The following is a 14,690-nucleotide window of genomic DNA, read 5'->3' on the forward strand; positions in this document are numbered from 1 at the left end:
TTTTCCTCTTATAATAAGCAATATGGATTTTCTTTTAAAGCTTTAAAAGTGGATTGGAAATATTGTTTTACATTTATACTTACAATACAAGAATTAGCAAAATTTTCTACTTGAAAATTATTATCTTGTTTGAGAAGATGAATTTGTTTGTATATATCTACATTGGAATTGATATTTAAATTTCTTACATAAAAGTCTATACTTTTTTCATATTTTATTTTATCTTCATTGATTAATATGCCGCTAAAGTTTTTAAAATACCTATAAGGTACTTTTACAAGTTCTTCTATGAAATGGGTAAAAGTGTATCCTAATAAATGAGTTCCAAAAAGAATAAGTTTACCATTTTGTTTATATAGTGTATCATATACACAATTTTCTCCAAAGCAAGTTTTTGTATCTTTTAAAAATAAATCTTCTTTAGCTCCTTTTATGGCAAAAGAAAATATAGGATCATTACTTCTTTTAACCCCTTCTTGTTTGCGAAAGTATTCTGTTAAAATTCCAACCTCACTTTTTGAATTGATTTTATCATAAATACCATTTTTACAAAAGGCATAAGTAAAAGTAGGCATGATCAAAGTGCCTTCCTGACCTATAACTTCAAAAAAACAATTAAGTATAGTCTGTAAAAATTCATTTCTAGAAAGCAAAGGTATGCCAAAGTTAAAAAGTTCTGTATGTACGCATAAAATATCGCCTCTTTTTATACCTAGTTGATAAAAAGCATCTATTAAATCCTTATCGGAGTATTTTTTGTCATTGTGTTCTAAAAAATATTTCATTTTGCTAGTCCATAAAATTTTATTTTTTCCAAAAGTTCTTTAAATTCATAAGCTTGCATATTTAAGATATTGGCTATATCTATGATATCATTTTTAGCATTACAGTAGGCTAAAAAATTACATGCTAAGGGGATATTATTAGCAGTGCTAAGAGTATGGTAAAGTCCTCTTTTTCCAAGATTAGGTTCGCAAATGATAGTGTTTTTATAAACTTCATTGATTTCTAAATTTAAAATGATTTCTTGCATGGCTTTAAGTCCACCCATTAAGCCTTTAGCTGAGATAAAATCTAAATCATCTTTTGAATTGTGATATCCTTCATAATTGCTATGTTTGCTTCTACATATGTTTACAACACCTAAATTAACAAGAGGAGCATTGTATTGTCTTTCATCACTCCCACGATGTAAAAAGCTAAATGCTTTAAAATTTTCTTTATTTTTAAGTGTATGCAAGCTTACTTTATCGCTTAGTGTATTTTCTTCAGGGCTATGGATAAGCGAATAAGCATTATCATCGCCTAAGCATGAAAGCACAAAACCTGCTTTAACATGTTTTTGTAAGTATTTTAAATGTTTGTGAAGATAGATTATAGAACCTATGGTTTCTGGAATGATAACAAAGCGGTAATTGTATTTTCTTTCTTTTGAGTATAAAAGCCATTTAGCTAGAAAAATGGCTACAATGGGTCCGCTTAATTCATTATTTGCCATAGAAGGATGACAAAGATAAGTAGAAAGTAAAATTTCATCTTTAGAATTTTGTGTGCTTGGGATAATAAAATCTGCATAGTTTAAAACCCCATTTTTATCATGTTTAGCATCAATAAAAACTTTATATTTGCCTTTTTTAAGTTTTTTTCTTTCATTGTGTGTTATGCAAAAACCCCAACGTCTTTTATAATAACTTGTTGCATAAGGAATGGCATCTGGTAATTCTTCTATAGAATAAAGATGTTTTTGAAGTTCTTCAAGTGTTATGGTTTTATTTACACCCTGACTATAGTTTAAAATGTGTAAATTATGTTTTTTAAAATCACAAATTTTTTTTCCATCTGGAGTAAGGATAAAGCCATCTTTTATATGCCATTCATCAGGTACTACCCAGTCAAATACTTTAGTACCGCTTTTGATAGAGTGAAAATGAAGTATGTTTTTTCAGGGTTTTATCTAGTATTTTTAAACTTTGTCTAAAACCTTCCCCTGTGATGCTCCTACAAATTGGAAAAAGTTTTTTAGCAAGCTCATACATGGCTTTGCCCGTTTTTTCAAAATCGCAAGATCTAAAGTCTAGTTTATCCACAATACCCCTTTTTTAATTTCTTAAATGCATCAAATAAGCTATCTTTTACAAATTTTGCATCCTTAAGACTCATTTCTTGATGGCAAGGAATGCTTAGTTCTGCTTTATAAAAATTGTCTGCATTCTCAAGTCTTATATCTCCTAAAAGTTTTTTATAAAAACTAAATTCATAAGTGGGTTTATAGTGCACTTGTACACCTATGCCTTTGTGGATTAAAATTTCAAAAAGTTCTTCTTTTTGACAATAAAATTCACCAAAGAGTAAAATAGGGTATAAATGCCTAGAGCTTTTTTTGTAATCTTTGATTTTAATAGTAGAAAAATAAGGATTTTTTTCAAATTCTTTATCATAAAATCTTGCAATTTCTTCTCGTTTTTGTATGTTTTGATCAAGTTTTTTAAGTTGATTCATCCCTAAAGCACAAGCTACATCGCTTAAGCGGTAGTTATAGCCAAGATCTATCATATCACTATCCCAAAGTCTTTTTTTAACTATACCATGACTTCTTAAGAGTTTTATTTTTGCTATAAGTTCTTCATTATCACTTACTACAGCCCCACCTTCAAAAGTAGTAATGGGTTTAACAGGGTGAAAAGAAAAGATGGAAAGATCTGCTTTTTTGCCTACTTTTTCACCTTTATACTCAGATCCTAAAGCATGACTTGCATCATCGATTAAAGCAATATTGTAGTGTTTGGCAAGTTTTATAATTTCATCCATTTCTACGCTATTGCCTCCAAAGTCTACCACGCTAATAGCTTTTATATTAGAACTATCTTTTTGAAGTCTTTGGCTTAATTTTTTTTCATCTATATTACCATCATTTTTGATATCAATAAACTCAATTTTAGCCCCAGCCATTAAAGCTGCATTAGCTGTAGCTGCAAAACTTAAAGGAGTGGTTAAAATGATTTTATCTTTGACATTTAAAGCTGTATAGGCAAGATGAAGGGCTGAAGTGGCTGAGTTTAATACACAAGCGTATTTAACCCCTATATATTCACAAAGAGCTTGTTCAAACTCATCAACTTTTTTACCTCCTGTTAAAATTTCTTCTTTTAAAGCTTTTATGAGGGTGTTAATATCACTTTGATCTATGTTTTGATGAGAATAAGTAAGCATTTTAGCATTCTTTGGTGTGATTGATGATATCTAGGAGTTCTTTTTCGCTTACCCATTGGGTATTATTATCTGAACTATAAAAAAAACCATCTTTTACTTTTTGTCCTTTTTCACCTAAGGCATTAATGCTAAAATCATTGTTTTTATCAACAAATTTTATGCTAGGACTAATAGCATAGTAGTTTTTAAATTCATAAGTTAAATGGCTATCATCACTTGAAATCATAATTTCATGTAATTTCTCTCCTGCTCTTATGCCTATGATTTTATGTTTTAAATGAGGTGCTAAAGCATGGGCTAAATCAGTGATTTTCATGGAAGGAATTTTAGGTATGAAAATTTCTCCTCCATGCATTTTTTCAAAATTGCTCAGTACAAATTTAACCCCATCTTCAAGAGAAATCCAAAAACGTGTCATTCTAGTATCGGTAATAGGGAGTTCTTTTGCTCCTTGTTCAATGAGTTTTTTAAAAAAAGGTACTACTGAACCTCTTGATCCTACAACATTGCCATATCTTGCAACACTAAAGCGTGTTTGTTGATTGCCTGCTATATTATTAGCAGCAACAAAAAGCTTATCGCTTGCTAGTTTGGTTGCTCCATATAAATTAACAGGATTGCAAGCCTTATCTGTACTTAATGCGATGCATTTTTTAACCCCATTTTCAAAACAAGCATCAATAAGATTTTGAGCTCCTTGTATATTGGTTTTTATACATTCCATGGGATTGTATTCGGCAATAGGTACATGTTTCATTGCAGCAGCATGTATAACAAAATCTACATCACGCATAGCAGTGCTTAAGCGTTTTTTATCTCTAATATCCCCTATAAAATAACGCATGCAAGGAGCATTAAAAACACTTGACATTTCAAATTGTTTAAGTTCATCGCGAGAATAAATGATAATTTTATTAGGTTTGTATTTTTTTAATAAAACCTTAGTATAAGTTTTTCCAAAAGATCCAGTACCGCCAGTGATTAAGATATTTTTTGCGTTAAACATTTGCCTTCCTTTGGTTTTTTATGTGTTTTTTAAGTTAAAGCAATAAGTATTCCTATTTTAAAATCCTTGGTAAGGTAATGCCTGTTTGAGCTTGATATTTACCCTTTTTGTCCTTATAAGTAGTATCACATTTTTCATCGCCTTGTAAAAATAAGACTTGAGCTATGCCTTCATTAGCATAAATTTTTGCAGGTAAAGGAGTGGTATTTGAAATTTCTATAGTAATATGTCCTTCAAAACCAGGTTCAAAAGGAGTGACATTTACAATAATCCCACATCTTGCATAAGTGCTTTTACCAAGACAAATAGCTAAAACATCATCAGGCATTTTAAAATACTCTATGGTTCTAGCTAAAGCAAAAGAATTTGCAGGTACTATGCATACATCTCCTTCAAAATCCACCACATTTTCTTCTACGAAATTTTTTGGATCTACTACAGTAGAATTAACATTAGTGAAAATTTTAAACTCACGTCCTACGCGTATATCATAGCCATAGCTTGAAAGTCCATAACTTACTACCCCTTTACCTATGTTTGCCTCACAAAAAGGTTTTATCATGGCGTGTTTTAGCGCCATTTCTCTTATCCAATTATCTGCTTTTAAGCCCATGTTTAACCTTAAATATATCAAAATTATCAATTTTATTTTTTAAAATTATAACTTAAAATTCTAGTATTGTTTATGATTTTTTACTTTTTTTAAAGTTAAATTTTAAGTTTTTTTATATAATACGAGATTAAATTCTTAAATTTTTAGGAGAATTTTATGACAAAAGAAGAAATTAAAGAATTAGTTAATCTTTTTGCTGAAGTAAGTATCAGTAAAATCAAAATTAAAAAACAAGATGGTTTTGAAATAGAACTTCAAAAAGATCTATGTTGTGAACTTCCAGCTCCTGCTTGTCCTCCAGTTCCAGCCCCTCAGCCTATTAATGTAAGTGTGGTTAATGAAGCCCATCCAAGTCAAAACACAAAGGCTAATAAACCTTGCATAAATAGCCCTATGGTAGGAACTTTTTATCAAGCACCAAGCCCAGGTGCAGCTCCTTTTGTAAAAACAGGTACTACAGTTAAAAAAGGAGATACTATTGCTATTATTGAAGCGATGAAGATTATGAACGAGATTGAAGCAGAATTTGATTGTAGGATTGTTGAAGTTTTAGTAGCTGATGGACAACCTGTAGAGTTTGGCATGCCTTTATTTTCAGTGGAGAAATTATAAAATGGAAATTAAAAGCATATTGATTGCTAATCGTGGGGAAATAGCACTTCGTGCTTTAAGAACGATTAAAGAAATGGGAAAAAAGGCAATTTGTGTGTATTCTCAAGCTGATAAAGATGCTCTTTATTTAAAGTATGCTGATGCGAGTATTTGTATAGGTAAGGCAAGAAGTTCTGAGAGTTATTTAAATATTCCAGCCATTATTAGTGCAGCTGAGATTGCAGAAGCAGATGCTATTTTTCCAGGTTATGGATTTTTAAGTGAAAATCAAAATTTTGTTGAAATTTGTGCAAAACACAATATTAAATTTATTGGTCCTTCAGTAGAGGCTATGAATTTAATGAGTGATAAATCAAAAGCTAAGCAAGTTATCCAAAGAGCAGGTGTACCTGTAATTCCAGGGAGTGATGGTGCTTTAGCAGGAGTTGAAGCAGCAAAAAAATTAGCTAAAGAAATTGGCTATCCTGTAATCTTAAAAGCCGCTGCAGGAGGCGGAGGTCGTGGTATGCGTGTAGTTGATAATGAAAAAGATCTTGAAAAAGCATATTGGTCTGCTGAAAGCGAGGCTATGACAGCTTTTGGTGATGGGACTATGTATATGGAAAAGTATATCCAAAATCCACGCCATATAGAAGTGCAAATTATAGGAGATAGTTTTGGCAATATTATTCATGTAGGCGAAAGAGATTGTTCTATGCAAAGGCGCCATCAAAAGCTTATTGAAGAATCTCCTGCAATTTTGCTTGATGAAAAAACCCGTACAAGACTTCATCAAACAGCCATTAAAGCTGCTAAAGCTATAGGTTATGAGGGTGCTGGTACTTTTGAGTTTTTGGTTGATAAAAATTTAGATTTTTATTTTATTGAAATGAATACGCGTTTGCAAGTTGAACATTGTGTAAGTGAAATGGTCAGTGGTATTGATATTATAGAGCAAATGATCAATGTTGCACAAGGTTATGCTTTACCTTCTCAAGAAAGTATTAAACTTTGTGGACATTCTATAGAGTGTAGGATCACAGCTGAAGATTCTAAGACTTTCTTGCCAAGTCCAGGTAAAATTACTAAATATATCCCACCAGCAGGACGCAATGTAAGAATGGAAAGTCATTGTTATCAAGATTATAATGTTCCTCCTTATTATGATTCTATGATAGGCAAACTTGTGGTTTGGGCTCAAGATCGTAATAAAGCTATTGCTAAGATGAAAGTAGCTTTAGATGAATTGCTTATAAGTGGGATTAAAACCACTAAAGAATTTCATCTTTCTATGATGGATAATCCCGATTTTATCAATAATAATTATGATACAAATTACCTTGCAAGACATTAATTTCCTTATAAATAGGAAATTAATTATCTTAAATATTCTATATTGATTTTAGAGCGTAGTTTTTCAAAATAATCTTGTATAAAATTTTGTCTTTGTTCGCTAATATAAGCGTTTAAAACTTCATTTTTTATTTGTTCAAAGTCAGGAATTTCTCCTGCGTTTTTGCTTTCAATTTCATAAAGTTCATAGCCATTTTTTCCATTTAAAACAGGTGAAAAAGCTCCATTAGGGATTTGTGATAAAAGCCCTAAGAGTCGTGGATCGGTATTGCTTGTATTTAAAGCGATTTTTTGTGCTTTAAGTATAGTTTTTTTTGTGTTTTTAATATTTTCTAGAATTTGGGGATTGTTAGATCGGTAAATTTTAGCATCAATTTGTGTGTAAAAGGTGAATTTATCTTTGTTTTGTTCAAAAAAATTTTTTGCTCCCTCATCGCTAAAATCAGTTTTAGACATATTTGCAATTTTTTCATAAAGTTTTCTTTTTTCTAAATCTTTTTTGAAATTTGCACGAAATTGTTCATAGCTTTGATTTTTAGATTTTAAAGTGGCTTTAAAATCATTTAAGTTAGTTTTATTTTGCAAAAGCATTCTATTAATAGCTTCATCAAGTTCTAAGTCATTAACAACAATATTTAATTGTCTTATTTGTGAGCTTTCCATTTTTTCATTAATGAGTAGAGCTAAAGCTTGATTTTTATCAATTTTTAGTGTTTTAATGGTTTGTTCTATATCATAAGTAGTAATGGGTTCTTTATCTACAACTATAGCTATGGCATTAATGGTATTAGCACTAGCTAAACTTGCAAAAAATACAAAACTCGATAAAATTTTTTTCATTTCAAACCTTTATTTAAGTATAAATATCGCATTATATCAATAAAAATTTAAGAAAAGGCAAAAAATGCATGAAAAACTTATAACGCGTTTTGCTCCAAGTCCAACAGGATATTTGCACATAGGTGGGCTTAGAACCGCTTTGTATAATTATTTATACGCAAGAAAAAAAGGCGGGAATTTTTTACTTCGTATTGAGGATACGGATTTACAACGTAATTCTAAAGAAGCTATGCAAGCTATTATGCAAGCTTTTAAATGGTGTGCTTTGGAATTTGATGGGGAAGTAATTTATCAATCTGAACGTTTTGATATTTATAAACAATACATAAAAAAACTTTTAGATGAAGGCAAGGCTTATTATTGTTATATGAGCAAAGAAGAGCTTGATGCATTGCGTACTAAGCAAGAAGCACTTAAAGAGCGTCCAAGATATGATGGAAGATATAGAGATTTTAAGGGTACTCCTCCACAAAATATAGATCCTGTAGTACGCATAAAAGCTCCTCAAAGTGGCGAGATTAGTTTTGTGGATGGGGTTAAAGGTGAGATAAAATTTAAAGTTGAAGATATTTTAGATGATTTTATCATAGCGAGAAGTGATGGGACTCCAACTTATAATTTTACTGTTGTAATTGATGATGCTTTAATGGGTGTAAGTGATGTAATTCGAGGAGATGATCACCTTTCTAATACACCTAAGCAAATTGTAATTTATGAGGCATTAGGATTTAAAATTCCTCGCTTTTTTCATGTGGCTATGATACATGGAGAAGATGGTAAAAAACTTTCAAAAAGACATGGTACTACTGATGTTATGGAATATAAAAAAATGGGAATCTTGCCTCAGGCTTTATTGAATTTTCTTGTGCGTTTGGGCTGGAGTCATGGTGATGATGAGGTTTTTTCTATAGAAGAACTTAAAAAACTCTTTGATCCTTATCATATTAATAAAAGCGCTTCTTGTTATAATTTTAAAAAACTTGAATGGCTTAATGCTTATTATATTAAAACTTTGCCTTTTAAAGAGATCAATTCTCAGCTTAAAGAACTTGGTTTTGATTTATCTATTTATGAAAAAGCAGGATTTTTGCTTGATTTATTAAGAGAGCGTGCTAAAACCTTGCATGATATTATAAATGGCGCAAAAAATATTATAAATGCACCAGAACATTATGATGAAAATGCGGTCCAAAAATTTATTAATGAGAATAATTTAAAATTATTAAGTATTTTTGCTCACGAACTTCAAGATCAAAAAACCAGTAAAGAATTTGAAGATTTTACTAATCATTTTTTAGAAAAACAACAAGCAAAATTAAAAGATTTAGCACAAGCTATACGTATAGCTTTAATAGGTAGTGCTGTTAGCCCAAGTATTTTTGAAGTATTAGAATTTTTAGGTGTACAAGAGTGTAAAAAAAGAATAGAAAATTTTTTAAAATCGAGGAGATGATAAATGAAATTAGAAGAAGAGGCTTTAAAATATCATTTAGGCGGAAAGATTGATATTGTACCAAGTAAAGCAATGAATACAAGTTATGATTTATCTTTAGCTTATAGTCCAGGAGTTGCACAACCTTGCCTTGAAATAGCTAAAGACGAAGAACTTGCTTATACTTATACTAATAAAGCTAATCTTGTTGCTGTTATAAGTGATGGATCAGCAGTTTTAGGACTTGGTAATATAGGGGCTCAAGCTTCAAAACCTGTTATGGAAGGTAAGGCTTGTTTATTTAAAAAATTTGCTAATGTTAATGCGTATGATATAGAGATTAATGTTCATAGTGTAGAAGAAATTGTAGCTTTTTGTAAGGCTTTAGCCCCAACAGTGGGTGGGATAAATTTAGAAGATATTGCAGCACCAAAATGCTTTGAAATTGAAGCGGCTTTGCAAGATCTTGGAATTCCTGTAATGCATGATGATCAACATGGAACAGCTATTATTTCAACTGCAGGACTTATGAATGCTATGGAAATAAGTGGTAAAAAATTTAAAGATATAAAAGTAGTTGTAAGTGGTGCTGGTGCTGCGGGTATTGCAAGTGCTAGAATGTATAGGAATTTAGGCGTAGAAAATATTATTTTAGTAGATACTAAGGGTGTGATTTCTAAGGATAGACAAGATTTAACTCCTCAAAAACTTGAATTTGCTATAGAATCTAAAGAAAAAACCTTAAAAGAAGTACTTAAAGGAGCTGATGTTTTTTTAGGGCTTAGTGCTCCAAAAATTTTTGATGATGAAATGATTTTAAGTATGGCAAAAAATCCTGTAATCTTTGCTTTGGCAAATCCTATTCCTGAGGTTATGCCAGAAGATGTTATAAGACTTAGAAAAGATGCTATTGTAGGAACAGGAAGGAGTGATTATCCAAATCAAATCAATAATGTTTTAGGTTTTCCTTTTATTTTCCGTGGAGCTTTAGATGTACGTGCAAGCAAGATTACTGAAAATATGAAAGTGGCCGCTGCTAAAGCTTTAGCAGGTTTAGCTAAGTTAGAGCTTAGTGCTGAGGTAAAAAAAGCTTATAATCTTAGTGCTTTAGAATTTGGAAAAGAATATATCATACCAAAGCCTTTTGATGAAAGGGTTAAAGCAGCAGTTAGTACAGCTGTTGCAGTAGCAGCAATAAAAGATGGTGTTGCTAAGATAAAAAATTTTGATGAACAAACTTATTTTGAAAGTTTAAAATAATATTAAAATTAAAAACAGGTTTGGGGTTTTAACAAATAACGATGATTTTTGGAAAAATTGATTATATTAATCTTTTGCCTTTACATGTTTATTTAAAAAAATATCCCTTGCCAAATGCTTATAAAGCAAGTATGGAATACAAAAAAGGTGTTCCAAGTAAGCTTAATAAGGATTTATTTTATAGAAGGATTGATGCGGCTATTATTTCAAGCATAGAAAGTGTGAGAAAAAAATATAAAAATTTAGATTTAGGTATTTGTGCGAATAAAAAAGTTTTAAGTGTTTTAGTAGAAAAAAATACATTAAATTCTAAAGATCCAAGTTCTGCAAGTTCAAATGCTTTAGCTAAAGTTTTAAAGCAAAATGGCAGAGTTATTATAGGTGATAAGGCTTTGCAACTTTATTTGAAAAATCCTTCCAGATATATAGATTTGTGTGAAAAATGGCATGAAAAAACAGGTTTGCCTTTTGTTTTTGCTAGATTTTCTTGTGTGCAAAAAAAAGTTTTGTATGAAAAGATTTTTAAAAAATTTTTAAAAACCAAGGTTAAACTTCCTTATTATATAATGCAAAATTATGCTAAAACAAGAAATTTAGACATAAAAGATTTAAGATATTATTTAGATGAGGTGATTTATTATAAAATTTCGACTAAGGAAAAAATGGCTTTAAAGCGTTTTATAAAATATTGTAAAGCCTTAAATTAGCTTTAAATCAATGTTCAAATTCTCTGAGTTCTTTAACTGTTCCAAGCAGTATAACAACATCTCCGCTATAAACTGTTGTGGTTTCTAAATCAGGAAGTATTTCCCAATCACTGTTTAATTTTTTATAAGAAATTACTTTCATATTTTGTGCTACATGTTTTAAAGAATTTCCTGCTAGTTTTTCATCTATATTGATTTTAATAGCACGTATGGTATTAGCTGAAAGATCAAAAACTTCATAATCAGTATCTTTGGTTAAAAATTCTTTTACCAATCTTTTGGCACTTTCTTTTTCAGGGTAGATAACTTTTGTTGCACCTAATTTAGAAAGAATTTGACCATGAATATTTGAAGTGGCTTTAGCAATAATATTTTTAACACCTATATCTTTAAGTGCCATAAGAGTAAGAATTGATTTTTCAACATTTTCCCCTATGCTTACTATAACTACTTCAACATCATGAAATCCTGCTTCTTTTAAGGCTAAAATATTAGTAGAGTCTAAAATATAAGCATAGCTTGGAGGGTTTTGTATATTTTTTAAAGTTTCTTCATCTTTATCCGCAACAATAACAGTATGCCCACCAGCAATAAGTTCATCTGCAACAACTGAGCCAAATTTCCCAAGTCCTATGATTCCATAATTGAGATTTTTCATATTTTTACCTTTATAAATTAACTTTTCCTTCAGGGAATTTAAGGTGTATGGCTTTATCTTGCTTAAATACTGAGAGTAAAAAAGCAAAAACACCTATTCTTCCACTTAGCATCATAATAATAATAATAATTTTACTAGGATTGCTAAAAAGTGCACATAAAGAGAGATTTTCGCCGTTTCCAACTGAAATACCTACAGTGGCAAAAGCTGAGGAGGTTTCAAAAAGCAAGACAATAAAGTCAAATTTTGATTCTAATAAAGAAAGTAAAATAACAGCTATAACTATATAAACTGCCGATCCTACTGCTATGATAAAAGCTTTTGATATGGTTTCTCTTGGAATTTCGTGTCCAAAGATTCTTACTCTTCCATCACGAATGCTCCAGTAAGTATAAAGGAGTAAAACCATTACTGTAGTTATTTTCATGCCTCCAGCAGTCCCACCCGGTGCACCGCCAATAACCATAAATAAAGACCCAAAAAATAAACTTGCATCATGTAAATAACTTATATCTAAAGTATTAAATCCAGCAGTACGGTAATTAATAGCAGTAAAATAAGAACTTAAAATTTTATCAAAAAAGGAAAAATTTCCTATAGTGTGAGGATTAGAATACTCAAAAACAAAAATGATAAGTGTTGAAGAAATTATAAGAAAAAGGTTTGCTACAACAACGATTTTTGTGTGCAAGCTTAAAGTTTGTAATTTTTTTCTTTGAAAAAAATATAATTCAACTAAAACAAAATAACCAAGCCCACCAATAATAATTAAAGAAGTCATAATTAAATTAATTGTTATATCGTGTTTATAAGCTGTAAAACCATGGTCAAAAATCGTAAATCCTGAATTATTAAAAGCACTAATAGAATGAAAGATTCCAAACCATAGGGCTTTTTTAAAATTCATTTCTAATGCAAAGCGCATGGTAAGGAGTATGGCGCCTATTAATTCTATGATAAAAATAAAAAGTAAAACCTTTTTAAAGAATTTAAATAAGCCATCCATAGAGGGATATAATAAGGATTCTTTTAGCAAATTTCTTGCATTAAAACCCACTTTTTTTCGTATGAGTATGTAAACAAATAGTCCTATACCCATGTATCCTAATCCACCAATTTGCACTAGGGCTAAAATGATGATTTGTCCTGCTAAAGTAAAATCAAGAGCAGTATTTTTTACTATTAAGCCTGTCATGCTAACAGCAGAAGTGCTTGTGAAAAATGCATCTAAAAAATTAATAGGGGTTTTATGCGCCCAATTTGAATATAAAAGTAAAGATCCAAATAAGGCAATAATAATATAACCTAGCAATAAAATTTTAAAAGTTCGTCTATCTAATCCAAATTGTTTCAAAAAAATCCTATTTGATATTGATTTAAAAGGGTATTCTATCTTATTAAAACTTTAAGGGAAATAAAATTTTCTTCTTGTATTTAAACTTAAATTAAAGAAAAAAAGATAGAATTATATTTTTATTTAAAAATAGTGGTTGGATAGCTCAGTCGGTAGAGCAGCAGACTGAAAATCTGCGTGTCGGCAGTTCGATTCTGCCTCTAACCACCATTTGATATATTTATTCATATCTTTTTAAATCTCACATCCATTCATTTTAAAATCTTTATTAAGTATGTGTTAAGTTTATGAATTTTTAGGTAAAAATTTATCCTAAATTATATGTAAAAGAATTATTATACTTAAAAGGTGTGATAATAAAAGATTGTTAAGAAAATTAATAAATAAGCATTTATTTTATCAAGCAATAAAATAATGGTGGATTTAGCAGGACTCGAACCTGCGACCAACCGGTTATGAGCCGGTTGCTCTAACCAACTGAGCTATAAATCCCCGCTTAGTTATGAAAGACAAAATTATACTCTATAAATACTTAAAAATATTTTACTTAGCCTTAATATCTGTCCAAAAATATCTAAAAGTGATTAAATGTTGTAAGATTCCAAAAAAAATCATAAAAATAGTAAAGGAGCTTCCCCCATAACTAAAAAAGGGTAGTGGAATACCAACTACTGGTGCAAAACCTATGGTCATAGAAATATTAACAGCAGCATAGATAAAAATAAATAATGCAACGCAATTAATTGCAACTCTAGCAAAATAATCGTCTTTAAGTTTGTAATTTAAGCTAAGCAAATGAAAGATAAGTAAAATATAAAATATGATTAAAGTTACTCCTCCAACAAATCCAAACCTTTCTATCATATAAGCAAAGATAAAATCACTTGTTGAGATGGGTAAAAATTTAAAATGTGTTTGGGTTGCTTCATCTTGAGATTTTCCAGTTAATCCTCCATTGCCAATGGCTATCATTGACTGTGCTACTTGATAGCTTGGTTTTTCTGAAATAAAATCATGAATTCTTTGTTTTTGATAGGGTTTTAAAAGATGTGTGTAAATAATAGGGGAGCTAATGCCAATAGCAAGGATAATGCTTAGCCAAATTTTATAATGCACCCCCATAATAAAAAGCACTCCAAAGCCCACAAGCAATAAAACCATAGCACTTCCTAAATCAGGTTCTTTTGCAATAAGCAAAAAAGGCAATATAATATAAATGCTAAGTTTGATAAAAGATTTAAGTTTATATCCATTTTTTGGGGGCGGGTTTTGGTAAATAAGATAAGCAAGCATTAAAATAAAACTGGGTTTAAAAATTTCAGAAGGTTGGATAGTAAAATGGGTAAAAGGAATTTCAAGCCATCTTTTAGCCCCTAATTTTTCAACTCCAAAAATATCAACACTTAAAAGCAAAAATATATTAATCCAATAAGCAACTGGAATAATCCAAATAAATTTTCTTATAGGGAAAAAGAAAAAAATCATAAAAGCAAACAGTCCTATACCTGTATATACAAATTGTTTTTCTGATAAAAAAGGATTTGCTTCAAAAATTAAAAAAAAAGAAACAAGAATTATAGGTATAAATAAAATAGGTTGCATATAATCAAAATGGGTTAAAATTCTTCTATCTAAACTGAACACAATTTGCCTTTAATTGATAATA

Annotated in this window: 13 protein-coding genes, 2 tRNA genes and 1 pseudogene; 6 read left to right on the top strand and 10 right to left on the bottom strand. The window is 30.1% G+C overall.

Annotation, left to right across the window (positions count from 1 at the left end):
- Positions 1–8: 8 nt before the first annotated feature.
- The 5 genes and pseudogenes from A2J15_RS00540 to dcd all read right to left on the bottom strand — a co-directional run bounded on the left by A2J15_RS00540 (position 9) and on the right by dcd (position 4,829).
- Positions 9–785, bottom strand: a complete 777-nt coding sequence (locus tag A2J15_RS00540; protein ID WP_066776056.1) for an AAC(3) family N-acetyltransferase — start codon at positions 783–785, stop codon at positions 9–11.
- Positions 782–2,087 (bottom strand): annotated as a pseudogene (locus A2J15_RS00545) (DUF4910 domain-containing protein). Before A2J15_RS00545 ends, A2J15_RS00540 begins: the two are co-directional and overlap by 4 nt.
- Positions 2,080–3,210, bottom strand: coding sequence for a UDP-4-amino-4,6-dideoxy-N-acetyl-beta-L-altrosamine transaminase (gene pseC / locus A2J15_RS00550; protein WP_066776059.1), 1,131 nt, complete (start codon positions 3,208–3,210; stop codon positions 2,080–2,082). Before pseC ends, A2J15_RS00545 begins: the two are co-directional and overlap by 8 nt.
- A 1-nt stretch (position 3,211) precedes the next feature.
- Positions 3,212–4,216: a UDP-N-acetylglucosamine 4,6-dehydratase (inverting) gene (gene pseB / locus A2J15_RS00555; RefSeq protein WP_066776062.1), complete on the bottom strand. Its 1,005-nt coding sequence runs from the start codon at positions 4,214–4,216 to the stop codon at positions 3,212–3,214.
- 52 nt (positions 4,217–4,268) lie between these two features.
- Positions 4,269–4,829 carry a dCTP deaminase gene (gene dcd, locus A2J15_RS00560; protein ID WP_066776067.1) on the bottom strand — a complete coding sequence of 187 codons (561 nt, stop codon included), beginning with the start codon at positions 4,827–4,829 and terminating at the stop codon, positions 4,269–4,271.
- Between the two features lie 156 nt (positions 4,830–4,985).
- Between dcd and accB the strand changes: the two genes are divergently transcribed.
- Together accB and A2J15_RS00570 are read left to right on the top strand one after the other, a co-directional pair.
- The gene (gene accB / locus A2J15_RS00565; protein ID WP_066776070.1) at positions 4,986–5,441 is read left to right on the top strand and encodes an acetyl-CoA carboxylase biotin carboxyl carrier protein; all 456 of its coding nucleotides are present in this window, start codon (positions 4,986–4,988) and stop codon (positions 5,439–5,441) included.
- A gap of 1 nt (position 5,442) precedes the next feature.
- Entirely contained in the window at positions 5,443–6,774 is a 1,332-nt protein-coding gene (locus tag A2J15_RS00570; protein ID WP_066776072.1) for an acetyl-CoA carboxylase biotin carboxylase subunit, read from the top strand.
- A gap of 23 nt (positions 6,775–6,797) precedes the next feature.
- Here A2J15_RS00570 and A2J15_RS00575 read toward each other — a convergent pair whose 3' ends face one another.
- Positions 6,798–7,613 carry a peptidylprolyl isomerase gene (locus A2J15_RS00575; protein ID WP_066776074.1) on the bottom strand — a complete coding sequence of 272 codons (816 nt, stop codon included), beginning with the start codon at positions 7,611–7,613 and terminating at the stop codon, positions 6,798–6,800.
- Positions 7,614–7,677: 64 nt separating this feature from the next.
- Here A2J15_RS00575 and gltX point away from each other — a divergent pair, with 64 nt between their 5' ends.
- Genes gltX through A2J15_RS00590 form a run of 3 tightly spaced genes read left to right on the top strand, consistent with a single transcriptional unit; the run spans position 7,678 to position 11,012 of the window.
- A complete protein-coding gene (gltX, locus tag A2J15_RS00580; RefSeq protein WP_066776077.1) occupies positions 7,678–9,066 on the top strand; it encodes a glutamate--tRNA ligase in 1,389 nt (462 codons plus the stop codon).
- A 3-nt stretch (positions 9,067–9,069) separates the two neighbouring features.
- Complete coding sequence (locus tag A2J15_RS00585) at positions 9,070–10,305, top strand: malic enzyme-like NAD(P)-binding protein (RefSeq protein ID WP_066776080.1); 1,236 nt, start codon at positions 9,070–9,072, stop codon at positions 10,303–10,305.
- 41 nt (positions 10,306–10,346) lie between these two features.
- Positions 10,347–11,012, top strand: coding sequence for an MqnA/MqnD/SBP family protein (locus A2J15_RS00590; protein ID WP_066776082.1), 666 nt, complete (start codon positions 10,347–10,349; stop codon positions 11,010–11,012).
- Between the two features lie 7 nt (positions 11,013–11,019).
- Here the strand turns inward: A2J15_RS00590 and A2J15_RS00595 are convergent, their stop codons facing one another.
- Complete coding sequence (locus A2J15_RS00595) at positions 11,020–11,670, bottom strand: potassium channel family protein (RefSeq protein WP_066776084.1); 651 nt, start codon at positions 11,668–11,670, stop codon at positions 11,020–11,022.
- 10 nt (positions 11,671–11,680) lie between these two features.
- Positions 11,681–13,024: a TrkH family potassium uptake protein gene (locus A2J15_RS00600; RefSeq protein WP_066776086.1), complete on the bottom strand. Its 1,344-nt coding sequence runs from the start codon at positions 13,022–13,024 to the stop codon at positions 11,681–11,683.
- Positions 13,025–13,158: 134 nt separating this feature from the next.
- On the opposite strand from A2J15_RS00600, the gene A2J15_RS00605 reads away from it, so the two are divergent.
- Positions 13,159–13,234 (top strand) — tRNA-Phe (locus tag A2J15_RS00605).
- A gap of 205 nt (positions 13,235–13,439) precedes the next feature.
- On the opposite strand, the gene A2J15_RS00610 is transcribed toward A2J15_RS00605, so the two are convergent.
- Together A2J15_RS00610 and A2J15_RS00615 are read right to left on the bottom strand one after the other, a co-directional pair.
- Positions 13,440–13,516, bottom strand: a tRNA-Ile gene (locus tag A2J15_RS00610).
- A gap of 51 nt (positions 13,517–13,567) precedes the next feature.
- Positions 13,568–14,668: an FtsW/RodA/SpoVE family cell cycle protein gene (locus A2J15_RS00615; protein WP_066776089.1), complete on the bottom strand. Its 1,101-nt coding sequence runs from the start codon at positions 14,666–14,668 to the stop codon at positions 13,568–13,570.
- Positions 14,669–14,690 lie beyond the last annotated feature (22 nt).

It is taken from the genome of Campylobacter hepaticus (genome assembly GCF_001687475.2).
GTDB lineage: Bacteria > Campylobacterota > Campylobacteria > Campylobacterales > Campylobacteraceae > Campylobacter_D > Campylobacter_D hepaticus.